Below are 22,814 nucleotides of genomic sequence, written 5' to 3'. Positions count from 1 at the left end.
GGATTTACGTATGGATCGCCGCCAGCTGGAGTACTTCCTCGCCATCGTTCAGACCGGCGGCTTCACCAGCGCGAGCCGTCGGCTCCGCGTCGCCCAGCCGTCGCTCTCCCAGGCGATCCGCTCGCTGGAGCGCGACCTCGGCACGCCGCTGTTCGACCGCCTCGGACGCGGGGTCGGGCTGACCGCCGCGGGCGAGGCGCTGGTCCGCCCGGCCAAGCAGGTGCTCCGCGACTTCGCGACCGCGCGGGCGTCGGTGGAGAGCGTGATCGGGCTGACCGGCGGACGGCTGGACATCGTCGCGCTGACCACGCTCGCCGTCGACCCGCTGGCCGGCCTGATCGGACGGTTCCGGCTCGACCACGAGCGCGTCGACGTCCGGGTGGACGACCCCGAGCACGACGACGCGGTCACCGGCATGGTGCTCAACGGGGACTGCGAGCTGGGGCTGGCCGAGTCGCGGGGAACCGCGGAAGGGCTGGACCACCTTCGCCTGCCGGATCAGGAGTTCTTCGCGGTGCTCCCGCCCGGCACCGGCGGTGAGCCCGACTCTCCGATCCCGGTGGCCGCGCTCGCCAACCGGCCGCTGGTCTCGACGCCGGAGGGCACCGCGATGCGGACGCTCGTCGACCGCGAGCTGAGCGTCTGCGGCACTCCGCCGCGGGTCGCGGTCGAGACGACCCACCGGGCCGCGATCGTGCCGCTGGTCCTCGCCGGTGCGGGCGCGACCGTGTTACCGGCGCGACTCGCCGAGGACGCCGCCGTGCGCGGCGCGGTCGTGGTGCCGACGACGCCGCCGCTGGTGCACGGCGCGGTGATGATGTGGCGCAGCGGGCAGCTCTCCCCCGCCGCCAAGGCGTTCGTCGACCTGGCCCGCCCGGTCTGCGCGGGCTGAGAGCGGTCCGCGGCACCCCCCTGTTCCGGTCGGCTCCCGCGGGCGTCGGGGCGGCTACCGTGGAGGCGTGCGGAACTGGACGCTGGCGGCGATCGCGGTCGGGTTCGGCGCCGTCGGCGCCGTGCTCCTGCTCGCCGCCGGATCGCCGTTCGTCGCGCTGGTGATACTGCTCTGGTTCCTGGGGTGGGCGGCGCTGTCCTCGCCGCTGCTGATGCCCTCGTCGGTGAGCGCGACCGAGGCGCAGGACCGCAGCGCCGCTGACGGCCGGCCGATCATCTACTGGCGTCCGGGCTGCCAGTACTGCCTCCGGCTCCGCCTGAGCCTGGGACGCCTCGGGCGGCGCGCGCACTGGGTCAACATCTGGAGCGACCCGTCCGGTGCGGCCGCGGTGCGCGCGGTCGCCGACGGCAACGAGACCGTGCCGACCGTGGTGGTCGCCGGAGAAGCGCACGTCAACCCGGCTCCGGCCACCGTGCGTGGCTGGCTCCGCCGGTAACCGCCACGCTCATCCGGCGTCGACGATCCAAGGGCGCCTCCGAATCGGGAGGCGAACGATGTGAGCGATCGAACGACCTGGGGAATCGGCGACTACCCGGCGATGGCACGGCGGCTGCTGGCCGGTCTGTGCGGTGGCCACGTGACCGGCGTCGACCTGGAGCCGGCGCTGCTCGGCGACGCGACGCTGCTCCCGGGCAGCGGCGCGCCCAGCCGCTGGGGTGACGTGGACGCGGTCCTCGACCTGCTCGCCGCCTCGGGGCTGAGCGTCGTCTCGGCGCGGCGGCGCGAGGTGCGGCTGCGCGGCGCCGACGCCGAGGCGGCAACCACGCTGCTGGCCGAGACCGCGGGCCACCTGATCGCGGAACGTCCGCGGCTGGAAGCCGAACAGCGCTGGAAGCCCCTCCTCGACGATCTGCGGGCGTTCGTGGTCGAGCGCAGTGTCCGCGACGAGGCCGGGCTGTCCCTGCCCCTGGAGTACCTACTCGTGACCGCCGAACGGGGGTAGCGGCCCCGACACGCCGCGCGCTGTGATCGGGCCGTGGCCTCGGCGCCCGATACGCTTCGACGGCCCTCTGGTTCGGCGAGAGGCACGGGGTGGTCGCGGCGCGCATCAGCCTCTACTGCGGCGTCTTCGGTGCCCTCGGCGCGACGTTCGGGTGGTTCCTGTGGGCGGCCACCCTCCAGATCCGGCACGAGCCCGGCGAGGCGCTGCTCTCGGTGGCGGTCGGCGCGACCGTCGGGACAGTCGCGGAACTCGCGCTGCGCTACCGCGCCGCGTCGAAGCGGCCCGCCGAGCCGCCGCCCGAGGGACGCCGTGGCGCGGCGAGGTTTCTCGTCTTTCCGGCGGCCGCGCTCGTCGCCCAGGTGATGACCGAGAACGTCGTCTCCGAACTCGTCAAAGCCGTGCTCCAGCCGTTCGTGGTCAGCCTCGCCGCGTTCTTCGTCGGCGGCGCGCTGCTCGGGTTGCTCCTGGGGCCAGTGCTCAGGATGGGCCCGGAGACGTACTACAGCGGTGGCTACGCACCAACGATCGGTCCCGACGATTCGCCGCTCACCCGTGTGGGTGGCGTGGTGGCCATGGGCTGCGCGACCTACTCCGTCCTGTTCTGGGCCGTCATTGTCCTCGGCTTCCTCTGGTACCTGCTGCGCTCGCCCATCGAATGGCTGCTGCGGGCCTCGGGCGTACTCCGGGACGCCGACCGGCTCTCCGTGTGGTCGCTCATCGTCGTGGTCATCGTCCTCGTCTGCGCCCTTCAGTCGGGACGCCCGCGTCAGGTGCTGACCCTGGGCCTGACGACGACGCTGTTCTCGTTCGCCGCGATCCTGGCCCCCTATGTGTACGACCTGGATCACAACGCGGTGGCCGACGCCCGAGGAGGCGCCGCCACCTATCAGTTGATCGTCATCTCGGACTCGTTGCTCGACTATCCGGACGTGCCGGCGACCACCTGGATCCGCGCCGAGAAGCAACTGATCGAACGCCGCCGGAAGAGCGAACCGCCCTCGTTCGCGCCGGCCGCCGATCCGCTCAACAGCTACCTCTCCGACCGCGTGGACTGCGCGAACCGCACCGACGACGCACCCACCGCGCCGGCCTACGTGAACGAAAAGATGTGGGCCGAGGCGACCTCGGCGCGCCGTGACCGCGTCGCCCGGCTGTGCGTCAAGCTCACCGCGAACTTCGGTGCCGGGCTGTCCCGGTCGCTGTACGTGCTGGCCCTGTTCATCCTCGGCGTGCTGTACGCACCGTGGGCCGAGGCGCGGCTGCGGCCGGCCGACTACGGCGCGGGCGTGATCCGTCTGGTCGACCGGACGTCGCTGGCCGCTCTGCTGGTCGGCGCGGTGATCGTCCTCATCATGCTGTGAGGTCGCCGTTGCCCGGTGCGCGGACCAGCGCGCGCGGTTGTGCCGGCTCGGGTTGCCACGGATCACCGGGCAGTTCCGACGACAGGTGTTTCTCGTACGCGGTGACCTTGGCATCGATCAGCTCGAGGCACTCGGTGAGCCGCGCCATCTGCTCGCCGACCCGCCGACGATGCGCGCGGAGAATCTCCAGCCGCTCGGCCTCGTTGCCGGATCCCTCGCCGACCAGCCGCGCGAGCTCGGCCAGCGTGGCCAGCGGCATCCCCGAAGCACGGAACAGCACGCAGTTGGCGAGCCAGGTGAGGTCCCATTCGCTGTAGACGCGGCGCCCCGCCGCGTCACGTCGCACCGGACCGGCGAGCACCCCGGCGCGCTCGTACAGACGCAGCGTGTGCACGCTCAGGCCGGTCCGCCGGGCGACCTCGCCGATACCGACCCCGGTAGACGTCACACACCGACCCTAACGCGGCGGCGGATGCCCGAGTGCCGGTTGACCTAGACCGCGGTCTAGCACCTAGCTTTCGCCGTCATGACCACCGCCGACGAAGTTCTGCACGACATCAACCTCTCCGGACGCCGGGCCGTCGTCACCGGCGGCTACTCCGGGGTCGGCCTGGCGATCACCCGGGCGCTCACCCGTGCCGGGGCACACGTGACGGTCCCGGCTCGCCGGCCCGAGGTCGCGCGCCGGAACCTGGGCCCGGACGTCGACGTCGAGCCGCTGGACCTGGCCGACCTCACCTCGGTCGACGCGTTCGCCGAGCGCTATCGCCGCCGGTACGCGGCCCTCGACCTGCTCGTCGCCAGTGCGGGGATCATGGCGTGCCCGGAAACCCGCGTGGGGCCGGGCTGGGAGGCCCAGTTCGCGGTCAACCACCTCGGGCACTTCGCCGTGGTCTGCGGGCTCTGGCCCGCGCTGGTTCGCGCCCCCTCGGCGCGGGTGGTCGCGGTGGCATCCGGACGCTCACCCGAGGACCGCATACGCTGGGACGACACCCAGTTCACCAGCGGTTACGACAAGTGGGCTGCGTACGGACAGTCCAAACTGGCCAACGTCCTGTTCGCGCTGCACCTCGACCGGCTCGGTGCCCCGTACGGGGTGCGGGCGTTCTCCGCCGCACCGGGGTACATCCGCACACCGCTGCAGCGGCATCTGACGCTGACCGAGATGATCGACGCCGGATGGCTGGACGCCGCGGGCGAACCGCTGCCCGAGCTGTTCCGCACCCCCGAGGAGGGCGCGGCGACCCCGCTGTGGGCAGCCGTCGCGGCCACCCGCGGTGGCGCGTACTGCGCCGAGTGCCGCGAGGCCGAGCCGTATCCGCATGAGGAGGCCGAGGCCGCGCGCCTCTGGCAGTACTCGGCGGCCCTGACCGGCCGCGACCTGGTCCACCCGTAACACACGCGACGGCCGGGGAGCCTCGAGGGCTCCCCGGCCGGGTTACGCGTTATCGACTCAGTACTTGTAGTCCCAGCAGTAGTCACGCTTCTTGTGGTGGCGACGACGGCGGCGCGGCTTGTAGCAGTCGTTGTAGTCGTAGTCGTGCTTGTAGTCGTAGTCGTAGCAGCCGCTCATGTCGTCCAGCCTCCTGAGGCTTTGTCGTCCGGGGCCGTTCCCCGTGTGCCACTACTCTCGCCCGGATCCCGGCCCGCTTCGCTCGGCCCGGCGACGCCCGCACCGTTCTCTTCCGAACACTCGCGGCTGTGGAAACCCGCCGTCCGGTCGGACCGGCGTCCGCTACTGTGCGTCACACGAACGCCACACGCGGGGGGAAGAGCAGTGGACGAACGCACGGCCGGTTTTGTGGATGCGTTCCGCGCGTTCCTGGACGAAGTCGTCCACTCCGAACGCCTGGCCAAGAAGAGCGACGGCCCGGCGCTGATACCGACGCTGAAGCAGCACCTCGGCGTGGATCCGCAGTCGCTCGCGGTGGTCACCGAGGACCTGCCCGGCCACGTCTTCGTCAACCTCGACCTCGCGATGGCCGCGCTCTGCGAGCAGGCCGGCGGCGGGACGCTGCTCGGCATCGGCGGCGGCGAGCAGCGTCGGCACAGCGCACTCAGCGAGATCCTGGAGTCGTCCGGCCGGTGGGGCCAGTTCCCGCTCGGCACCGTGGACTACGTCAACCTCGCGACCAGCCCGGACGACACCCGGCAGGCGGTCTCGTTCGGACTGCGCCTATTCACGTTCGACGGCGCGCCGGTCGCCGTTCTGCAGCGCGGCCCGGATCCGCGCTACGGCCAGCCGACCGCGCAGCTCGAGGTCCTGACGCCGGTCGACGGTGTCGCGGCGCGGCTGATCGCCGCGGTCCGTGAGGAGATGAAGCGCCTGTCGGTGTTCCGCGGGCAGGTGCTGTCGCTCGGCGGCTCGGACTACGAGGCCGCGGTCGGCGGCGTGACGTTCCATCGCCGCCCCACGCTGACGCCGGACGACATCGTGCTGCCGGACGGCGTCCTGGAGCGGGTTCGGCGGCACATCGCCGGCGTCGCGCACCACCGTGACCGGCTGCGCGCCGCCGGGCAGCACCTCAAGCGCGGCCTGCTGCTGCACGGCCCGCCGGGCACCGGGAAGACCCACACCGTGCGGTTCCTGCTCGGCGCGCTGCCCGAGCTGACCGTCGTGCTGCTCGCCGGGCCGTCGATCGCCTACGTCGCGGAGGCCGCGCAGATGGCGCGCGCCCTCGAACCGGCGTTGGTCGTGCTGGAGGACTGCGACCTGGTCGCGGAGAACCGCGACCACTACGCCGGGGAGCAGCCGCTGCTGTTCGCGGTGCTGGAGGCCCTCGACGGGCTGAGCGACGACGCCGATGTCGCGTTCCTGCTGACGACGAACCGGGTCGAGGTGTTGGAACCCGCGCTGGCCCAGCGTCCCGGGCGCATCGACCTGGCGATCGAGGTGCCGCTGCCGGACGAGCCCGCGCGCAGGCAGCTGATCGCGCTCTACGCGCGCAGTGTGCCGTTCAGCCCGGGCGCGATCGACGAAGCCGCCGCACGTTCCGAGGGAACCACCGCCTCGTTCGCGAAGGAGCTGGTCCGGCGGTCGGTGCTGATCGCCGCCGAGGACGAGCGGGACGCCGGCGACGGCGACCTGGCTGCGGCGTTGGACGAGATGCTGTCCGAGGCGCAGGCGATCACCCGGTCCCTGCTCGGTGCCGGCGGCCCCGGCCCGTGGGGCGTCCCGGACGACGACTACGACGGGCCGGACGGGTTCGACGCGCCACCCGTGTTCGGCGGGCCACCGCCGTTCGGCAGCCCGGCCCCGTTCGGCGGTCCGCCGCGGTTTCCGCGCCCGGGCCGGATCGGCGGCGGCTCCGCCCAGGGCGGGATCATCGGTCCGGACGGCCCCTACCTGGACGACTGACTCGGTACCGCGGGGGCGCTCCGAGCTAGGCTCGCGGCATGCCTGCCGAACCGTCACCCGCCGAGGTGCTCGTCCTGCGGCGGGCGATGGAGGGGTCGGTCCTCCCCCGCCACCAGGCCGGCGGCTCTCCGCAGCGGCTGCTGACCAGCCTGCTCGGCGAACACTGGCTCGACGCGGACGCCGCCCTGCCGCTCGGCGTCCTCATCGACCTCGTCGCCGAATTCGGGATCAGCGAGACCAGTGCCCGCGCCACCGCGAACCGCCTGGTGAAACGCGGCGTCCTGGACGCCGCGCGGGTCGGCAGACACGCGTACTACCGGCTCTCGGCCACTGGGGCGCAGGACATCCGGCACAAGGCAGGCACCGTGCTCGGCTTCGGACCTGCCGCCCGCCCCTGGGACGGCCGCTGGACGCTCGCCGCGTTCAGCGTCCCGGAGGAACAGCGGCGGCTCCGCCACCAGCTGCGCAGTTACCTGCGGTGGCTCGGGTTCGCGCCGCTGTTCGACGGGCTCTGGATCTCGCCGCACGCCGGGCTCGACGCGCTGCGCGAGGTGTTCCAGGCGGTCGGCGTCGACAACCTCAGCGCGTTCCGGGTGGTGGAGACCGCGGTCGGCTGCTCGCCGCTCACCGCCTGGGACCTGACCGGCATCCAGACGGCGTACCAGGATTTCCTGGCCGACCACGCCGCGCTGCGCGAGGACATCCGCACCGGCTCGGTGACCCCGGCGTCGGCGTTGACCGCGCGGACCAGGCTGCTGGAGTCCTGGCGGGTCTTCCCCGGCCTGGATCCGGACCTTCCGGCCGAGCTGCTGCCGGGCGACTGGCCCCGGCCCGCAGCGCACGCGCTGTTTACCGATCTCTACGACGGGCTGGGTGAGCTGGCCGCGCTGCGGTTCCGGCAAATCGTCGCCCAGCACGAGCCGGAGCTGGCCGCCTCGGTCGGCCACCACACGGTCGCCGCCTGGGTCTAGCCGGTCACCTGCTCGGTGAGCCAGGCGCCGACGGTTCGCTCGGCGGCGTCCGGGTCGTAACCGCGGCTGTCGACGTTGTCGGCGCGCAGCTCCAGCACCGGGATGCCGGCCGCGCGCAGCGCGGACGTGGTGAACCAGCTGCCGCGGCCGTCCTCGGACACCAGGTGCACGACCCCGTCGACGCCGTGCGTGCGGGCCTGGTGGACGTACCACTCCACCGACCAGGGCGGCGTGTAGAGCTGGTCGGTGAACGCCGCGAACCGCGCCGCCAGCGCCCGCAGTGGGTCGGGGCCGTACCGGGCGTACCCGTCCGCCGCGATCGCCAGGTACATCGACCAGACGAACACCGCTCCGTACCGCTCCTCGAACCGGCGGTAGAAGCCCAGGTCGAACCAGAGCCCGCGGCCGATCCACATCAGCCGCGCGCGTTCGGCGCCGGCCCCGCGCCCCGCGCCGACCCGCTGCGCCACCTCCTCGTAGAGCGTCCGGGCGGCGTCGCGGGCCCACTCGGTGCCGCGGTGCCACTGCGGAACCATGACGCTCGGCACGATGTCGGTGACCGCTACCGGGCAGGGGCGGGCGGAAGCGATCAGGTCCCTCGTGCGGCGGTTCCACTCGGCCTGTTCGTTCGCCAGGTCCATCACCCGCCGGAACCGGGTTTCGGAGAACCGCCGGCCGGTGTGCATCTCGAGGAACCGGATCAGCCCGACCAGCTCCTCCTGCATCAGGTCGAGGCGCGGGGTGCCGATCGTGTGTTCCCAGTCGTGCGGCATGAGCTCCCACCAGCGCTCGGGCACCGGGTCGTGCGCGGCGGACTCCAGCGCGTAGTACGGGACGCCGGTCTCCTCGTGCCAGGCTTCGAAGATCTTCCGGGTGACGTCGCCGGTCGCCTCGCCGAGGAGTACGGACGGTGTCGGCAGCCCGCCCCACGGCGGATCGTCGACTCCGAACGAGCTGGCGAACGACAGCGAGCTGTACTGCTCGGTGTGGTCGGGGTAGCCGCGCGCGGCCAGCAGCGCGAGGTGGTCGGCGGTCCGCTGTTTCGCCGCGACGATCGACGCCCACCACTGGCTCACCACGTACGGGATCTCCATCGCGCGGAAGATCTCCTGCGGGGCGTCGGCGTTCACCAGCGCGATCGGCACGCCGGAAGCACGCAGCTCGGCGAACCACCGCCGCTGGTACTGCGTGGCGGCCAGTGCCGAGGGGAGCCGTTCGGTCACACCTGCTCCAAGCGTTCGAGGTCTATCTGGCCGTACTGCTGCCGGTCGACGACGACCAGCGGAACACCGCGCCGCGCGCACACCGCTCGCTGGGCGGCCAGGTCCCAGCTCGGCGCGTCGTCGTGCTCCCGGATGTACGCCACGACCAGGTCCGGCACGCTCTCGGTGAGGTCGGCGTCGAGCAGCGCCGCCCGGACCCGCGGCGCGGACCGGGCCGCGGTCGGCCGCGCGGACTGGTAGAACTCGGCGAGGTTCGCCGGGTCGCCCACCTGGCCGCGCGCGAGCAGGTCACCGCGGTCGTGGTCGTCGGAGACGACCACGTAGCCCGCGTTCTCCAACGCCAGGTAGACCGACGGTCCATCGTGGCTGCTCCCGGTCAGATGGACGCGACGCAGAGGGACGCGACGCAGAGGGACGCGACGCCGCGCGCCGTCCGCCTGCCCGCGACTTTCCAGCGCACCGACCGCGCGCGGCACCGCGGCGGCGTCCGGCGGTCCGACGAGCGTGCGGTCGAGCAGGGCGATGCCGTCGGCGACCGGCATGGTCTCCGTGGCGGCGTAGAGCGCGAGCGCGTCCACACCGGACAGCTCGGGCGGCCCGGAGCGCATCGGCATTGCCCGGCGCCGACGAACGAGCGTCGCGAGCCGTGCCCGCAGCAGGTCGTGCGCCCGCACCGCCTCGGCCAGCGCGGCGTCCGCCAGCACGCCGTCCGCCGGCGCCGTGTCGGCGGGCGCCGCGTCGGCGGGGCCGGGCCGGGCCGTACCGAGGACGTCGGCCAGGCGGGTGCGCAGCTCACCGAGGCGGTGGGCGACGTAGCGGGTCGTGCTGCGGTGCGGCAGGTGCAGCACGTCGGCGAGGAGCACCGGCGGGAGGCCGGGCGCGGCCCCCGTGCGGTGTAACTCCCGGAGCGCGTAGAACAACCGCGACGACGCCTCACAATCCCGCCCGACGACCAGCGCGTCCAGCCCCGGCCACGCACCCGCCAACAGCCCCGCGAGCAACGCCCGCGCCTCCGGGTCGACCCCGGTGCCGAGGTACCGGTCACCCAGCTCACGGTCCACGTCCGGCGACCCGGACAGCCGCACCGGCACCGCACCGGCCGCGGTGATCAGCTCGACCGGGACGTCACCACCGACCACCCCGACCACCGGCGCAGTGCTCACAGCACGCCCTTGTCGCGCAGCGTCTCCAGGTCCGCGTCGGAGTACCCCAGCAACTCCCCGAACACCGCGCGGTTGTGCTCGCCGAGCCGCGGCGGCGGCCGGTCGAACCCCGCCTGCGACCGGGAGAACACGATCGGCAGGCCGGTGCCGGACAGCTCCGCGGCCGCACCGAACTCCGGATGCCGCAGCGGGACCACCTCGTTCCGGGCCCGCACCAGCGGATCGGCCACCGCCTCGGCCGGGCTCCGCACCGGCGCGCACGGGGCGCCGGCCGCGGTCAGCGCGGCCACCGCCGAAGCCGTGGTGCGCCCCCGCGTCCACTCCCCGATCAGCGCGTGCAACTCGTCGGCCCGTCCGACCCGCGCGTCCCTGGTGGCGAAGCGCGGATCCGCCACCAGGTCGGGCCGATCGATCGCGGTCAACACGCGGTGCGCGAACGCGTCGGTCGGCGCGGAGATGCTCACGTGCCCGTCGGCCGTCGCGAAGATGCCGAACGGGGCGAGCCGCGGCACCTGGTTGCCGGTCCGCTGCTCCCAGCCGAGGCGCTCGTAGGCGTCGAACGGCTCGCAGGCCACCAGCGACGTCAGCGCGCCGAGCATCGACACGTCCACGTGCTGTCCCTGTCCGGTGCGCTCGACCTCTCGCAACGCGGACAGCGTCCCGATCACCGCGTACATGGGCGCGAGCAGGTCACCGATCGGCAGACCGAACCGGACCGGGTCGGACCCCGGCTCACCGGAGGTGAGCATCGCGCCGGAGAGCGCCTGGATCACCGAATCCATCGCCTTGCCGGGGTTGTCGGTGCCGAACCCGGTGATCGACGTGTAGACCAGCCGCGGGTTGACCGCCAGCAGCGCCGCCGCGTCGATGCCGAGCCGGTGGGTGACGCCCGTGCTGTAGTTCTCGACCAGGACGTCCGCCCGCCGCACCAGGTCGTGCAGCACCTGAACACCGGCGGGCTGCTTCAGGTCGAGCGTCACCGCCTCCTTGTTCCGGCCGCGCAGCAGCATCGAGACCGACATGTCGGCCGGGTCGGTGCGCTGGGTCTTCAGGCCGTCCCGGCCGACGTACGGCGCGTTGTCCCGCGCGGTCTCCCCACCGCCCGGCTTCTCCACCTTGATCACCCGGGCCCCCAGGCCCGCGAGCAGCAGCGTCGCGTAGGGCCCGGCCAGTGCGGTGGTCAGGTCCACGACGGTGACGCCGGTCAGCGGGCCGTCCGTGCGCACGGTCATCGGGTCGCGGGCAGCACGATCTGCCCCTCCTCCCAGTCGAACGTGGTGTCGAAGCCGGCGCGCCTGGTGATGTCCTCGACGTAACCGGCGACCCGCGGGTCGTCGGTCGGCTGCGGCGCTCCGGTCTCGTCGATCCAGCACGGGATCAGCCCGGCGGAGAGCAGCGCGCCGTCGTCGCCGAACCGGCAGGACGCGATCACGGTGTTGCGGCTCTCCGGGTGGAACGGGTACGCGGGCATCGCCGGGTCCGGCGCGAACCCGTACAGCTCGACCCGCTTCCGGGCCCAGGCGGCGCGTTCGGCGCTGTCGCCACCGGACGGGTTCAGCGCCCGGGTGACCGTGACGAAGTTGCCGAGACCGTGGTAGATCGGCCGTCCGCGGTACACCTCGACCCCGCGCAGGATGTGCGCGTGGTGCGCGATCACCACGTCGGCACCCGCGTCGATCGCGGCGTGCGCGACCGGCCGCTCGTACATCGCGATCAGCGCGGGCGTGTGCCCGACCCCCTTGTGAAACGCCACGACGACGACGTCCGCGTGCGCCCGTGCCGCGGCGACGTCGGCGGTCATCGCGTCGAGGCTCGCCGGGTCCGCGAACGTGAACGTCTCCGGTGGGCCGCCCGGGCTGGCGTGGTCGAGCTCGTAGTGGGTGAGCACCCGGACGTACGCGCAGCCGGCTTTCCGGCTGGTCGCCCACGACTCCCGCGGCCCGACGCAGTTGTAGCTGAGCACCGCGACCCGCGGCCCGGCCGTCGTCAGCACCGCGGGGGTCCGCGCGGACGCCAGGTCGGGGCCCGCGCCGGTAACCACCAGCCCGGCGTCGCGGCAGTGCCGCACGGTGTCCAGGACGCCCTGCTCCCCGACGTCGAACACGTGGTTCCCGGCCAGCGTCACGACGTCGAACCCGGCCCGGGAGAGCGCCGCGACGTGCGCCGGGTCGGCCGGCGGCGCCGGGACGTCGGTGCTCAGCTGCGCGGTCGAGGTGCTGTGCGGGACCTCGACGTGACCGATCGCGACGTCGGCGCCGGTCAGCACGTTCCGGGTGCCGTCGAAGAAACGGTCCGGGTCCGGCTCGTCGAGGATCAGGTCGCCGACGGCGAGCAGCGTGATCATTCGGCGGCTCCTACCGCGTAGCGGCGCAGGAACTCCCGGAGCCGGGGTGTCTTCGGGGCCTCGAACAGCTCCGCCGGTGGGCCGGTCTCGACGATCCGGCCGGCCTCCATGAACACGACCCGGTCGGCGACGTCCCTGGCGAACGCCATCTCGTGGGTGACCAGCACCATCGTCATGCCGGCCGCGGCCAGGTCGCGCACCACCTTCAGCACCTCGTCGACCAGCTCCGGGTCGAGTGCGCTGGTCGGTTCGTCGAACAGCAGGATCCGCGGGCGGGTGGCCATCGCGCGGGCGATCGCGACCCGCTGCTGCTGCCCGCCGGACAGCTGCCGGGGGTAGGCGGACGCCTTGTCCTCCAGGCCCATCTTGGTCAGCAGCTCGTTCGCCCGCTCGACGGCGTCCGCGCGGGACCGGCCGTGGACGAGCCGCGGCGGGTCGGTGATGTTCTGCAGCACGGTGCGGTGCGGGAACAGGTTGAACTGCTGGAACACCATGCCCATGCGACGACGCTGCGCGGCGACGGCCTTCTCCGGCAGCGCCCGCAGGTGCCCACCGACCCGGCGTCGGCCGAGCAGCTCGCCGTCGAGGTACATCGCACCGTCGTCGATCGTCTCCAGCTGGTGCACGCACCGCACCAGCGTCGACTTCCCGGATCCGGACGGGCCGATCACCGCGACGACCTCACCGGCCTGCACGTCCAGGTCGACGCCGTCGAGCGCGGTGTGCGTGCCGTAGGCCTTACGGACGCCCCGCAGCCGAAGGACCGTCATCGTTTCTCCCCCCGTGCGAAGTGCTTCTCCAGCCGTTGCTGGCCCAGGCTGAACACCGAGACCACGAGCAGGTACCAGGCGCAGGCGACGACCAGCAGCGGCACGACCTGGTACGTCTGGCCGTAGATCGTCTGCACCGAGTACAGGAGGTCAGCCATCGCGATGACGCTGACCAGCGACGTTCCTTTGAGGACCGTGATGAACTGGCTGCCGGTCGGCGGGATGATCGTCCGCATCGCTTGCGGCAGCACGACCCGGGAGAACGTCTGCCAGCCGGTGTAACCGAGCGACCGGGCCGCGTCGCGCTGCCCGGCGTCGACACCGATCAGCCCGGCGCGGACGATCTCGGCGAGGTACGCGGCCTCGTTGAGCCCGAGGCCGAGCACCGCGGCGGTGACCGGCGTGATCAGGTCGTTGCTCGACCAGCTGACGAACTCCGGCCCGAACGGGACGCCGAGCGAGATCCGGGGTAGCAGGTAGCCGAGGTTGAACCAGAAGATCAGCTGGACCAGCGGCGGGATCGAGCGGAACACGGTCACGTACGCGGTGCCGGCCCAGCGCAGCGGCGCGAAGGCGCTCAGGCGGCAGGCCGCGATCGTGGTGCCGAGCAGCAGCCCGACGACCATCGCTGCGACCGCGAGCAGCAGCGTCGTGCCCAGGCCGCGGAGCACGGCCGGTTCGAACAGGTACTGCCCGACGACGTCCCACTCGAACGCCTTGTTGAACACCAGGAACCGAACGAGCTGCACGGCCACCAGGAACAGGACCGCGCCGATCAGCCAGTGCGTCCAGCGGAGCCGGGTGCGGGCGCGGGCGGCGTAGTCGGCGGTGTCCGGTGGCGCGGTCGTCGACACGGTGGGGGTCACCGTCGTCACGCCTTACCCGCCACATTCATCGCCGGTGCGTCGACCGCGACGTCGGTCAGCCCGTAGCGCTTCATCAGCTCGTCGTAGGTGCCGGTCTCGAACAGGACCTTGAACGCCTCGAAAATGACCGGGCCCAGCCCGCCGGCCTTCGGCGCGAGCAGCGCCAGCTGGTCGACGCCCGCACCCTGGGCGTCCTCCTGCAGCACGTACCGGAACGCGCCCTTGTCGCCCGCGTTGACGATGTCGAGCACGCCGGCCTGAGTCGCGCCGAGCGCGTCGGCGCGTCCGGATCGGACGGACAGGATCGTCGCGTTGGTGTCGGCGAGCGGCTGGCCCTTCACCGCGGGTTTGCCCTGCTTGCCGCACCAGGACGAGAGCGCTTCGAGCTGACCCTCGACGATGCTGCCGGAGACGTACGCGACCGTGGCGCCGCAGAGGTCGCCCGCAGCCTTGACCTTGGCGTCGGCCTTGAACAGGTAGGCGGTCCGCGAGGTCATGTAGACGACGTTGTCGAAGTCGACCTCGCGCTTCGCGGTGTCCTTCACCGGGCCGTTGAACGCGTCGAAGCGCTTCGCCTTCATGCCGGTGAGCGCGGCGGGCAGGCCGGCGATCACCTCGATCCGGGTCTTGACGCCGAGCACCGCCCCGAGCGCGGCCTGGAGGTCGGGGTCGAAGCCGGTGACCGTGCCGTCCTTGGCGACGACCCGGTAGGGCGGGTGGGGGTCACCGGCGAAGACGATCTCACCGGCGTCCTTCACCGATTGTGGGAGCCGGTCGTGCAGCTCCTGCCGGAACAGCGCTTTCGCGTCGACCGACGGTGTGGGCTTCTTCTCCGGAGCGGTGGTGCCACCGCAGGCCGAGAGCGCCAAAATAACGGCTCCCAGCGCTGCGGCCAGGACGGGCCTCGCTAACGTCCACATCTCCTGACCCCTTCGTCATTGAGACGATCTTATGACGTCCGTAATTTGGACTGTCACATGTTGTGGAGCTGAGTGTGGCCCAAACACGGCGCGCCGTACAGTCCTCGTGTGACAGTTTCTTCGCCGACCGCCTCGCGAGACGAAACACCGTCGGGACTGCTGCCGCGAGCGGGGGCGGGACCGCAGCACCTCCTCGTGACGCTGTTCGGCGACTTCTGGCTGCACGAGGACGCGGAGGTGCCGCTCGGAGCGGTCGTGGACCTGATGACGGCGCTCGGGACGTCGGCCGCGAACACCCGGCGGGCAGCAGGGCGGCTCACCGACCGGGGCACGCTCCGGAGCGTCCGGGCCGGCCGGCGCAGCCGGCTGCGGCTGACCCCGTCCGCGGTCGGCGAGCTGCGGGAGGCCGCCGCACGCCTGGTCGCATTCGGACGGCCGGACGACACCTGGGACGGGCGGTGGACGCTGGTGGCGTTCCGGGTGTCCGAGGAACGACGGTCGGTTCGCGCGCAGGTGCGGACCGCGCTGCGCTGGCTGGGGTTCGCCGCGGTGGTGGACGGGGTCTGGATCGCGCCGCGCACGCCGGTGGCCGCGGTCGAAGCCGTCCTCGCCCGGTACGCACTGGACGCGGTCTCGGTGTTCCGGGTCGAGATGCTCGACGAGCCGCCCGCCGACGCGTGGCCGTCGGCGGGCGCATCCTCCGCGTACGCCGCGCTGTTGCAGCAGTTCCACCCGCTGCGCGACCGCGCCCGAGCGGGTGCGGTCGGCGCGGCCGAGGCGCTGGTCGGGCGGGTCCGGTTGATGGACGCGTGGCGGCGGATCCCGGCGCTGGACCCGGGCCTTCCCGACGCGCTGCTGCCGCCGGACTGGCCCCGGGCGCGTGCCCACGCGCTGTTCACCGAGCTCTACGACACGCTAGGACCGCTCGCCGAGTACCGGGTGCGCCAGGTCGTCGCTCAACACGACGCCGACCTGGCGCCCCTGGCCCGCCACCACACGTCCGCGAGCTGGTAGCCGGGCACCGAGCCCGGCCGGGCTCAGCCGAGCTGGATGGCGATCGAGCCGGTGAGGAGGAGCAGAAGGCCGGCCACGCGCCGAGCGTCGAGAGGGCGGCGGGGCAGGCGGAACAGACCGCGCTGGTCGATCACCGCGGAGGCGAGCTGCTGCCCGGTCACGGTCAGCGCGACCGTCGTCGCGGCGCCGATTTCCGGGATGAGCAGGAACGTCGCGGTCACGTAGACGGCGGCGCAGATCCCGCCGAGCCACCCCCACCAGGGCATCGTGGGCAGCCGGGTCGTGCTCGGCACCGGGGTCCGCCGCAGCACGAGCAGCAGCGCCAGCACCACGCCGATCGTGGCCGTCGCGACCGCGAAGCTGAGCGCGGCGACCGCGAGCGGCTCGTCGACGTCGGCCCGCAGCCGGGCATTGACCGCGCCCTGGACCGGCAGGACCGCGCCCGCGACCAGGCCGAGCAGGATCCAGCCGGCCCGCGCCGCCGCCCGGCTGCCGGGCGCCGCCGCACGCTGCGCACGGATCACCAGGACGATGCCGGCGAGCACGAGCGCCGCGCCGACGACGATGCCGACGCTCCACGGGCGCTGCGGAACGCCGAGCGCCCCGGCCAGGTCCAGGCCGAGCGACGCGAACATCTGTCCGGCGACGAAGAGGCCGACCGAGACCAGCGCTCCGAGCCGCGGGAAGAGCAGGATGCCGCTGGTGATGTAAAGCGGGCTGGCCAGGCCCCCGAGCAGGTGCCAGGCGGGCACCGAGCCGAGGTCGCCGACGGCCCCGGTCGCGCCGACCGCGAGCGCTGCGACCACCAGGAGCGCGAGGGCGAGGCCGAGTTGGACGGTTGATGCGCCGTACGGCGTCCCCAAAGCCGTTGTCAGTTGCAGGTTGGCCGACGTCTGCACGGCCAGCAGGCAGCCGACGACGACCGCGACGAGCAGAAGTGAGAGTTCCATGGCCGGGATAAGTGGACAGCATGTCCACTTATTCCCCGGCGGCTTACACTCGCGGTCGATGACCCCACCGACCGAGAAGAGCCGGGGGCCGCGCGAGCGGGCCGACGCGGCGCGCAACCGGGAGCGGGTGTTGCGTGCCGCCGAACGGCTGTTCACCGAACGCGACCCGGTCACCGTCACGATGGAGGACGTCGCCCGCGCGGCCGGCGTCGGACGGGCCACGCTGTACCGCCGCTACCCGGATCCCGCCGCGATCGCCGTCGCGCTGCTCGACGAGCACGAACATGCCCTGCAGGAGCGGCTCATCTCCGGGCCGCCGCCGCTCGGACCGGGCGCGCCGGCCGCGGATCGGCTGGCGGCGTTCTACGCGGCGATGGTGGACCTGCTGGAGCATCACCTGCCGCTCGCGCTCGGCGCGGAGACCGGGAGCGCGCGGTTCGCGATCGGCGCGTACGGGTTCTGGCGGACGCACGTGCACGCGCTGCTCGTCGACGCCGGGGTGCCGTTCGAGGACGCGACGGTCGACGCCCTGCTGGCCCCGCTGGCGCCCGAGCTCTACCGGTACCAGCGGTTCGAGCGAAACCAGTCCCCCGCTCAGGTCACCGGGGCCCTGCGACGGCTCGCCGAGCGCATGCTCACGGGTTGAGCTCGGCGCGCAGCAGCGCGGCAGCGTTCGCCATCGCGCGCATCTTGCCCGCGGCGGACGCCCGCGGCAGGTACTTCATGCCGCAGTCGGTCGCGAGGACGATCCGCTCGGGCGGTACCCGGTCGAAGGCCCGCCGGGTCCGCGCGGCCACCGTCTCCGCGCTCTCCACCTCGGGCGTCGACAGGTCGATCACGCCGAGGACGATCGTCTTGTCCGCGAGGTCGGCCAGCACGCCCAGGTCGAGGTTCGACTGGGCGGTCTCGATCGAGATCTGGTCGGCCGTGCAGGCGGCCAGCTCCGGCAGGAACGAGTAACCGGCCGGGCGCTCGTGCACCAGCGCGGCGTACCCGAAGCACAGGTGCACCGCGGTGGTGCCGGTGACGCCGTCGAGCGCGGCGTTCAGTGCGGCGACCCCGTACGCCCTGGCGACGTCCGGCCGGGCCTGCAGCCACGGTTCGTCGATCTGGACGACGTCCGCACCGGCCGCGTGCAGGTCCTTGATCTCGGCGTTGACCGCGTCGGCGTAGTCCATCGCGGCGGACTCGGCGTCCGGGTAGTGGTCGTTCTGGGCCTGCTGGGACATCGTGAACGGGCCGGGCACGGTCATCTTGATCGTCCGGTCGGTGTGCGCCCGCAGAAACCGCACGTCGTCGACCTGGATCGGCCGCGTCCGGCGGATCGGACCGACGATCCGCGGCACCGAGTACGGCTCGCCGTTGCGGTTGACCGTGGTGCCGGGGTTGTCGAGGTCCAGGCCGTCCAGCGCGGTCGCGAAGTGGTTCGAGTAGCTCTCCCGGCGCATCTCGCCGTCGGTGACGATGTCGAGCCCGGCGTCCTCCTGGGCCCGGATCGCGAGCAGCGTCGCGTCGTCCTGCGCCTCGGCGCGCTGGGCGGGAGCCACCCGCCAGAGCTCCTTCGCCCGTACCCGCGGGGGCATCCGGGCGGCCAGCTTCGACCGGTCGATCAGCCACTCCGGCTGCGGGAGGCTTCCGACCACCGATGTCGCGAGCAGCATGCACGGAACCTATACCCTGGACGGAAATACGGAATTACGTAACTATGGAGAAGTGACCGAAGAAGCGTCTCTCGCCGACCGTGTGGCCACGCTCGAGCGCCGGCTCGACGCGCTGACCGCGCGTCTGACGTCTGCTCCGGCCGAGACTTCCGTTCCGGCCGGCACGTTCTGGGCTCTCGACGGCCTCAAACAACGGGTGGACGCCGAGGGCGCGGGCGCCGTCCTCTTCACCGGCACGGTCGGGCTGCCCACCGGGGAGCACTACGACTGGCAGTACGGAACGCCGGTCGAGGGGCTGTTCGGGGCCGACTGGTCGGCGTGGGCCGATCGCCTGGCCGCCCTCGGTCACCCGGTCCGGCTCCGGCTGCTCCACCGAATCCTCGGCGGTGTCCGCACGACCGCGGAGCTCGCCGCCGACGAGGAGCTGGGCACGACCGGACAGCTCTACCACCACCTACGCCACCTGGTCAGCGCCGGCTGGCTGCAGTCGGAGGCCCGGGGCCGGTACGCGGTGCCGGGCGACCGGGTGGTGCCGCTACTCGTCATCCTCTCGGGAGTGCGGACATGACCATTCTGGACACCCGCCTTGTTCCTATCCGCGTCGCCGTGCTGGCGGCGGTCGGTGTGCTCGCCTCGGCGCTGGCCTTACTGATCGCGCCGTCGCCGCACCGGCTCGGCGCCGACCGTTCCGGGGAGCCCGACCTCGCGGCTCGCGTCACCGACGTCGTGGACGGCGAGGAGACCGGCTACCGCGGCCTCTCGGTCGCGTTCGTCGACGGCGCGCGGGTCGAGACCGCGACCGTCGGCGACCTCGCCGGCGGCCCTCGCTTCGAGATCGGCTCGGTGGCGAAACCGTTCACCGGGATGCTGCTGGCCGACCTGATCGCCGACGGCGTCGTCCGGCCGGACGAGACGCTGCGCGACGTGCTGCCCGAGGTGCGGTTCGACGACCCGGCGGTCGGTGCCGTGACGCTCGCCGAGCTGGCCAGCCACCGCTCCGGTCTGCCGCGGCTCGGCGGCGGGCCCACGCAGGTGTTCCGCTCGGCCTGGGCGGCCCTGCGCGGAGCGAACCCGTACGGCGAGGACGTCGACGACATCCTCCGGCAGGCCGCGGAGACCTCGGTCGGCGGCGGACGCGGCGACGTCCGGTACTCGAACTTCGGTATGGCGCTGCTCGGTCAGGCGCTGGCGGCTCGCACCGGAACGCCGTACACGGAGCTGGTCACCGAGCGGGTTCTGCGGCCGCTGGGTATGAACGACACCACGCTCACGGGTGCTGATTCCGCGCGGGGTTCCACGGCGAGCGGGCGGCCGGTGGAGGCGTGGTCCGGCGTCGGGTACGCGCCGGCCGGGACCGGCGTCCGCTCGACCGCGGCCGACCTGGCGAAGCTGGTCACGGCTCTGCTGGACGGGTCGGCGCCCGGCGCCGACGCCGCGACGCCGCGGTTCGCCGACGACGAGTCCCGGATCGGGTACGCCTGGTTCACCGACGACGGCATCACCTGGCACAACGGTGGCACCCGCGGCTTCCGGTCGTACGTCGGATTCGATCGGGACTCCGGACGCGGCGTCGTCGTGCTCGGCAACACCGACCGGGACGTCGACTGGATCGGCCGGCGGCTGCTCGGCGACGGCGACGCGGAGCCGTCGGCGGCCGGGCCCGGCCTGTGGCAGGCCGCGGTGACCGCCACGCTCCTGCTGTTCGCGATCATCATGCTGCCGACGCTCGCGTTTCGCACTGGCCGGGCAGTGGACCGGCTCCGCGCGGTGAGCGCGGTGCTGTCGACGGTCGTCGTGCTGCTGGTCGCGCACCGGCTCGGAGACTGGATCGCGGTGCCTCCGCCGCTCTGGGCGGTGGCCGCGGGGGTCGCGGCCGCGGGCGCCGGGCTGATCGTGTTCCGGTGGCGGGACATACCGACGCTGGCGAGCGGCCCGGCGTGGATGCGCTGGAGCGGCCTCGCTGCCTCCGCCGCGCTGAGCCTGGTGGTCGGCGTCGCGATCTGGTGAGGTCTACACGTTCTGCTCGGGGCGGCGGAACTCGCTCGGGCTGACGCCCCGGATCCGCTTGAACGCCGCACTGAACGCGAACGCGTCGGAGTAGCCCACCGCGCGGGCGACCTCGGCGACGGTCGCCGCCTCGCGCTCGGCCAGCAGGTCCGCGGCGAGCGTCATGCGCCAGCGGGCGAGGTAGGTCAGCGGTGGTTCGCCGACCAGCTCGGCGAACCGCTTCGCCAGCGTCGAGCGCGACACCCCGGTCCGCTTGCCCAGCGAGGAGACCGTCCAGGGCGCCGCGGGCTCGGCGTGCAGCAGGCGCAGCGCGTCGCCGACCACGGGATCGCGCTGCGCGGCGTACCAGGCGGGCGGCTCGCCGTCGGGCCGGTCGAAATAATCCCGCAGGGCGCAGACCAGCAGCCAGTCCAGCAGCCGGTCCAGCACGATCTGCTGGCCCGGGGTGTCGGCGGCGGCTTCCGCGGCGAGGTGGTCCAGTACGGCGTCGGCCGCACCGCCGCAGGGCACACGCAGCACGACCGGCAGTGTCTCCAGCAGCCTGCGGCTGATCTCACCGCGGACCGGGTAGGCACCGACGATCAGCGTCGTCGCGCCCTCGCCGGGCTTCGCGCAGCTGTCGTCGTTCCAGCCGAGCCGGTGCCGAGTTCCGCCCTGCTCGGGCGTCGCGCAGTGTTCGCCGCACGCGATCGGTTCGGCCCGGGTGCCGACCTCGTCGACGAACGTGAACGGGTCGGGGCCGCGCACGATGACGGTCTCGCCCGCGTCGAGCCGTTCCGGCGCGCGGTGCTCCGGGACGATCCAGCCCGCCCCGCCGAGGACGGTGCACAACGTCAGCGGCGCACCGTCCACGAACCGCAACGCCCAGGGCGGGGTAAGCGTCGAACTGCCGAACAACGAGCCCTGTGCCCGCATGCCGCGCAGGAGATCACCGAAAGCGTCCACGCACCGAGACTAGACGATCACAAAGGCACTCCGGCTTTTCAGCTATGTGTGCGTCCGAGCGCGCGACGTTGAATTACTGGCATGAGTCACACCGTTCTCGTCCTCGGCGCCACCGGCAAGACCGGCCGGCGGGTCGCCGCACGCCTCCGACTGCACGGTACCGACGTGCGCGCGGCCTCCCGCTCCAGCCGCATCCGTTTCGACTGGTCCGACCCCGCGGGCTGGGATTCCGTCCTGGAGGGCGTCAGCGCCGTCTACGTGGTGCCGCCGCCGGTGCCCGGCCCGGTCCACGAGTTCGTCACGCGGGCCGCCGCCGCGGGCGTGCAGCGTCTGGTCCTGCTCTCCGGGCGGGGCGCCGACTCGTGGGGCGACTCCACGTTCGGGCTGGACATGCGGTCGGCCGAGGACGCCGTGCGCGGCTCGGCGCTGGAGTGGACCGTGGTGCGGTCCTCGAACTTCGACCAGAACTTCGACGAGGATCTCTTCCACGCCCCGCTGGTCGCCGGCGAGTTGGTGCTCCCCGCCGGTGCGGTCCCCGAGCCGTTCGTCGACATCGAGGACATCGCCGAGGTGGCGGTCACGGTGCTGGCCGAGCCCGGCCGGCACGCCGGACAGATCTACGAGCTGACCGGGCCGCGGGCGCTGACGTTCGCCGAGGCCGTCGACCTGATCGCGAAGGCATCCGGGCGGTCGATCTCCTACCGGCAGGTCTCGCCCGCCGAGTACGCCGCGGCGCTGGTCGGGGAGGGCTGGCCCGAGGACGCCGCCCACCACGTCGCGGAGATGTTCGTCCTGATGGAGCGCGGGTTGCTGGCCAAGGCGACCGACGACGTGGCGACCGTGCTGGGGCGCGCGCCGCGGAGCTTCGAGGACTACGTCGTCCGGGCCGCGTCGGCCGGGGCGTGGCAGCGATGAGCACGGCGACCAGCCTGTTGAGCGCCGGGGACCGCGAGTTCCTCGGACGGCCGCTGCACGGATTCCTGTCCGTGGCCGGCGGGCCGCAGCCGCCCCAGCCGCGGCCGGTGTGGTTCGAGGCCACCGCCGAGGGGACGGTCCAGTTCTTCACCGAGCCGGGTTCGGCGAAGGTGCGGCGACTCCGGCTCGACCCGCGCGCCTCGATCGTCGTCGCGGCGCCGATGGGTGAGGCCGAACGCTGGGTGTCGGTGACCGGCCGCGCGACGCTGGAGGCCGACGGCGCCCACGACCTGTGTTCCCGCCTCGCCGCTCGCTACTGGGATCTGGGCGACCGATCCCGGGCCGACGATCTCGCCCAGATGCTCGCCGCCGACCTGCTCCGGGTCGTCCTCCACCCGGAATCGGTCCGCCGCTACCCGCACTGACCGACAGGATATGCGCCCCGGACTTG

General features: G+C 72.9%; 24 protein-coding genes. 13 read left to right on the top strand and 11 right to left on the bottom strand.

All coding sequences use genetic code 11. The features are described from left to right. The first annotated feature begins 10 nt into the window (after positions 1–10). From BUB75_RS23645 to BUB75_RS23630, 4 genes are all read left to right on the top strand, one after another. A complete protein-coding gene (locus BUB75_RS23645; protein WP_073259977.1) occupies positions 11–892 on the top strand; it encodes a LysR family transcriptional regulator in 882 nt (293 codons plus the stop codon). Positions 893–959: 67 nt separating this feature from the next. Beyond that, positions 960–1,388, top strand: coding sequence for a glutaredoxin domain-containing protein (locus BUB75_RS23640; protein ID WP_073259976.1), 429 nt, complete (start codon positions 960–962; stop codon positions 1,386–1,388). A gap of 60 nt (positions 1,389–1,448) precedes the next feature. Further along, entirely contained in the window at positions 1,449–1,895 is a 447-nt protein-coding gene (locus BUB75_RS23635) for a hypothetical protein (protein WP_073259975.1), read from the top strand. An 89-nt stretch (positions 1,896–1,984) separates the two neighbouring features. Continuing rightward, a complete protein-coding gene (locus tag BUB75_RS23630) occupies positions 1,985–3,256 on the top strand; it encodes a hypothetical protein (protein WP_073259974.1) in 1,272 nt (423 codons plus the stop codon). On the opposite strand, the gene BUB75_RS23625 is transcribed toward BUB75_RS23630, so the two are convergent. Beyond that, complete coding sequence (locus tag BUB75_RS23625; RefSeq protein WP_073259973.1) at positions 3,246–3,704, bottom strand: MerR family transcriptional regulator; 459 nt, start codon at positions 3,702–3,704, stop codon at positions 3,246–3,248. The genes BUB75_RS23630 and BUB75_RS23625 overlap by 11 nt on opposite strands. A 78-nt stretch (positions 3,705–3,782) precedes the next feature. Between BUB75_RS23625 and BUB75_RS23620 the strand changes: the two genes are divergently transcribed. The 3 genes from BUB75_RS23620 to BUB75_RS23610 all read left to right on the top strand — a co-directional run bounded on the left by BUB75_RS23620 (position 3,783) and on the right by BUB75_RS23610 (position 7,585). Further along, on the top strand, positions 3,783–4,652 hold the full coding sequence (locus tag BUB75_RS23620; protein WP_073259972.1) for an SDR family NAD(P)-dependent oxidoreductase: 870 nt from the start codon (positions 3,783–3,785) through the stop codon (positions 4,650–4,652). A gap of 381 nt (positions 4,653–5,033) precedes the next feature. Continuing rightward, positions 5,034–6,614 (top strand): AAA family ATPase, encoded by a 1,581-nt coding sequence (locus BUB75_RS23615; protein WP_073259971.1) that lies wholly within the window; start codon positions 5,034–5,036, stop codon positions 6,612–6,614. Positions 6,615–6,652: 38 nt separating this feature from the next. Further along, a complete protein-coding gene (locus tag BUB75_RS23610; RefSeq protein ID WP_073259970.1) occupies positions 6,653–7,585 on the top strand; it encodes a PaaX family transcriptional regulator in 933 nt (310 codons plus the stop codon). Here BUB75_RS23610 and BUB75_RS23605 read toward each other — a convergent pair. The 7 genes from BUB75_RS23605 to BUB75_RS23575 are packed head-to-tail and all read right to left on the bottom strand — an operon-like array spanning position 7,582 to position 14,871. Continuing rightward, on the bottom strand, positions 7,582–8,808 hold the full coding sequence (locus BUB75_RS23605) for a 2-hydroxyacyl-CoA dehydratase family protein (protein ID WP_073259969.1): 1,227 nt from the start codon (positions 8,806–8,808) through the stop codon (positions 7,582–7,584). The two genes, BUB75_RS23610 and BUB75_RS23605, sit on opposite strands and share 4 nt — an antisense overlap. Next, positions 8,805–9,971: a 2-hydroxyacyl-CoA dehydratase family protein gene (locus BUB75_RS23600; protein ID WP_073259968.1), complete on the bottom strand. Its 1,167-nt coding sequence runs from the start codon at positions 9,969–9,971 to the stop codon at positions 8,805–8,807. The genes BUB75_RS23605 and BUB75_RS23600 overlap by 4 nt, the downstream gene beginning before the upstream one ends. Beyond that, positions 9,968–11,203, bottom strand: coding sequence for a CaiB/BaiF CoA transferase family protein (locus BUB75_RS23595; RefSeq protein WP_073259967.1), 1,236 nt, complete (start codon positions 11,201–11,203; stop codon positions 9,968–9,970). Before BUB75_RS23595 ends, BUB75_RS23600 begins: the two co-directional genes overlap by 4 nt. Then, entirely contained in the window at positions 11,200–12,315 is a 1,116-nt protein-coding gene (locus tag BUB75_RS23590) for a CapA family protein (protein ID WP_073259966.1), read from the bottom strand. The genes BUB75_RS23595 and BUB75_RS23590 overlap by 4 nt, the downstream gene beginning before the upstream one ends. After that, on the bottom strand, positions 12,312–13,085 hold the full coding sequence (locus BUB75_RS23585) for an amino acid ABC transporter ATP-binding protein (RefSeq protein ID WP_073259965.1): 774 nt from the start codon (positions 13,083–13,085) through the stop codon (positions 12,312–12,314). Before BUB75_RS23585 ends, BUB75_RS23590 begins: the two co-directional genes overlap by 4 nt. Beyond that, on the bottom strand, positions 13,082–13,951 hold the full coding sequence (locus BUB75_RS23580; RefSeq protein WP_218617724.1) for an amino acid ABC transporter permease: 870 nt from the start codon (positions 13,949–13,951) through the stop codon (positions 13,082–13,084). The genes BUB75_RS23585 and BUB75_RS23580 overlap by 4 nt, the downstream gene beginning before the upstream one ends. A gap of 5 nt (positions 13,952–13,956) precedes the next feature. Next, a complete protein-coding gene (locus tag BUB75_RS23575; protein WP_073259964.1) occupies positions 13,957–14,871 on the bottom strand; it encodes a transporter substrate-binding domain-containing protein in 915 nt (304 codons plus the stop codon). A 108-nt stretch (positions 14,872–14,979) separates the two neighbouring features. Between BUB75_RS23575 and BUB75_RS23570 the strand changes: the two genes are divergently transcribed. Further along, on the top strand, positions 14,980–15,885 hold the full coding sequence (locus BUB75_RS23570; RefSeq protein ID WP_178379960.1) for a PaaX family transcriptional regulator: 906 nt from the start codon (positions 14,980–14,982) through the stop codon (positions 15,883–15,885). Between the two features lie 23 nt (positions 15,886–15,908). Here the strand turns inward: BUB75_RS23570 and BUB75_RS23565 are convergent, their stop codons facing one another. Further along, entirely contained in the window at positions 15,909–16,835 is a 927-nt protein-coding gene (locus BUB75_RS23565; protein ID WP_073259963.1) for a DMT family transporter, read from the bottom strand. 58 nt (positions 16,836–16,893) lie between these two features. On the opposite strand from BUB75_RS23565, the gene BUB75_RS23560 reads away from it, so the two are divergent. Continuing rightward, on the top strand, positions 16,894–17,481 hold the full coding sequence (locus BUB75_RS23560) for a TetR/AcrR family transcriptional regulator (protein ID WP_073259962.1): 588 nt from the start codon (positions 16,894–16,896) through the stop codon (positions 17,479–17,481). On the opposite strand, the gene BUB75_RS23555 is transcribed toward BUB75_RS23560, so the two are convergent. After that, positions 17,471–18,496: a uroporphyrinogen decarboxylase family protein gene (locus tag BUB75_RS23555; protein WP_073259961.1), complete on the bottom strand. Its 1,026-nt coding sequence runs from the start codon at positions 18,494–18,496 to the stop codon at positions 17,471–17,473. The genes BUB75_RS23560 and BUB75_RS23555 overlap by 11 nt on opposite strands. Positions 18,497–18,548: 52 nt before the next feature. Between BUB75_RS23555 and BUB75_RS23550 the strand changes: the two genes are divergently transcribed. Together BUB75_RS23550 and BUB75_RS23545 are read left to right on the top strand one after the other, a co-directional pair. Next, a complete protein-coding gene (locus BUB75_RS23550; RefSeq protein ID WP_073259960.1) occupies positions 18,549–19,064 on the top strand; it encodes an ArsR/SmtB family transcription factor in 516 nt (171 codons plus the stop codon). Beyond that, positions 19,061–20,503, top strand: a complete 1,443-nt coding sequence (locus BUB75_RS23545) for a serine hydrolase domain-containing protein (protein WP_084741626.1) — start codon at positions 19,061–19,063, stop codon at positions 20,501–20,503. Before BUB75_RS23550 ends, BUB75_RS23545 begins: the two co-directional genes overlap by 4 nt. 3 nt (positions 20,504–20,506) lie before the next feature. Here the strand turns inward: BUB75_RS23545 and BUB75_RS23540 are convergent, their stop codons facing one another. Then, entirely contained in the window at positions 20,507–21,448 is a 942-nt protein-coding gene (locus BUB75_RS23540; RefSeq protein ID WP_073259958.1) for an AraC family transcriptional regulator, read from the bottom strand. A gap of 81 nt (positions 21,449–21,529) precedes the next feature. Here BUB75_RS23540 and BUB75_RS23535 point away from each other — a divergent pair, with 81 nt between their 5' ends. Beyond that, a complete protein-coding gene (locus BUB75_RS23535; RefSeq protein ID WP_073259957.1) occupies positions 21,530–22,363 on the top strand; it encodes an NmrA family NAD(P)-binding protein in 834 nt (277 codons plus the stop codon). Further along, positions 22,360–22,788, top strand: coding sequence for a pyridoxamine 5'-phosphate oxidase family protein (locus tag BUB75_RS23530; protein WP_073260246.1), 429 nt, complete (start codon positions 22,360–22,362; stop codon positions 22,786–22,788). Before BUB75_RS23535 ends, BUB75_RS23530 begins: the two co-directional genes overlap by 4 nt. Positions 22,789–22,814: the final 26 nt, after the last annotated feature.

This window comes from Cryptosporangium aurantiacum (assembly GCF_900143005.1).
Classification (GTDB): domain Bacteria; phylum Actinomycetota; class Actinomycetes; order Mycobacteriales; family Cryptosporangiaceae; genus Cryptosporangium; species Cryptosporangium aurantiacum.
The sequence above is the reverse complement of the archived record's forward strand: the minus strand, read 5'-3'. Positions and strand labels throughout refer to the sequence as shown.

Coding starts and splice junctions, on each gene's coding strand:
- BUB75_RS23560 (WP_073259962.1), top strand. CDS start 16,894: ATGACCCCACCGACCGAGAAGAGCCGGGGGCCGCGCGAGCGGGCCGAC.
- BUB75_RS23535 (WP_073259957.1), top strand. CDS start 21,530: ATGAGTCACACCGTTCTCGTCCTCGGCGCCACCGGCAAGACCGGCCGG.
- BUB75_RS23590 (WP_073259966.1), bottom strand. CDS start 12,315: ATGATCACGCTGCTCGCCGTCGGCGACCTGATCCTCGACGAGCCGGAC.
- BUB75_RS23595 (WP_073259967.1), bottom strand. CDS start 11,203: ATGACCGTGCGCACGGACGGCCCGCTGACCGGCGTCACCGTCGTGGAC.
- BUB75_RS23610 (WP_073259970.1), top strand. CDS start 6,653: ATGCCTGCCGAACCGTCACCCGCCGAGGTGCTCGTCCTGCGGCGGGCG.
- BUB75_RS23645 (WP_073259977.1), top strand. CDS start 11: ATGGATCGCCGCCAGCTGGAGTACTTCCTCGCCATCGTTCAGACCGGC.
- BUB75_RS23545 (WP_084741626.1), top strand. CDS start 19,061: ATGACCATTCTGGACACCCGCCTTGTTCCTATCCGCGTCGCCGTGCTG.
- BUB75_RS23555 (WP_073259961.1), bottom strand. CDS start 18,496: ATGCTGCTCGCGACATCGGTGGTCGGAAGCCTCCCGCAGCCGGAGTGG.
- BUB75_RS23620 (WP_073259972.1), top strand. CDS start 3,783: ATGACCACCGCCGACGAAGTTCTGCACGACATCAACCTCTCCGGACGC.
- BUB75_RS23565 (WP_073259963.1), bottom strand. CDS start 16,835: ATGGAACTCTCACTTCTGCTCGTCGCGGTCGTCGTCGGCTGCCTGCTG.
- BUB75_RS23585 (WP_073259965.1), bottom strand. CDS start 13,085: ATGACGGTCCTTCGGCTGCGGGGCGTCCGTAAGGCCTACGGCACGCAC.
- BUB75_RS23575 (WP_073259964.1), bottom strand. CDS start 14,871: ATGTGGACGTTAGCGAGGCCCGTCCTGGCCGCAGCGCTGGGAGCCGTT.
- BUB75_RS23530 (WP_073260246.1), top strand. CDS start 22,360: ATGAGCACGGCGACCAGCCTGTTGAGCGCCGGGGACCGCGAGTTCCTC.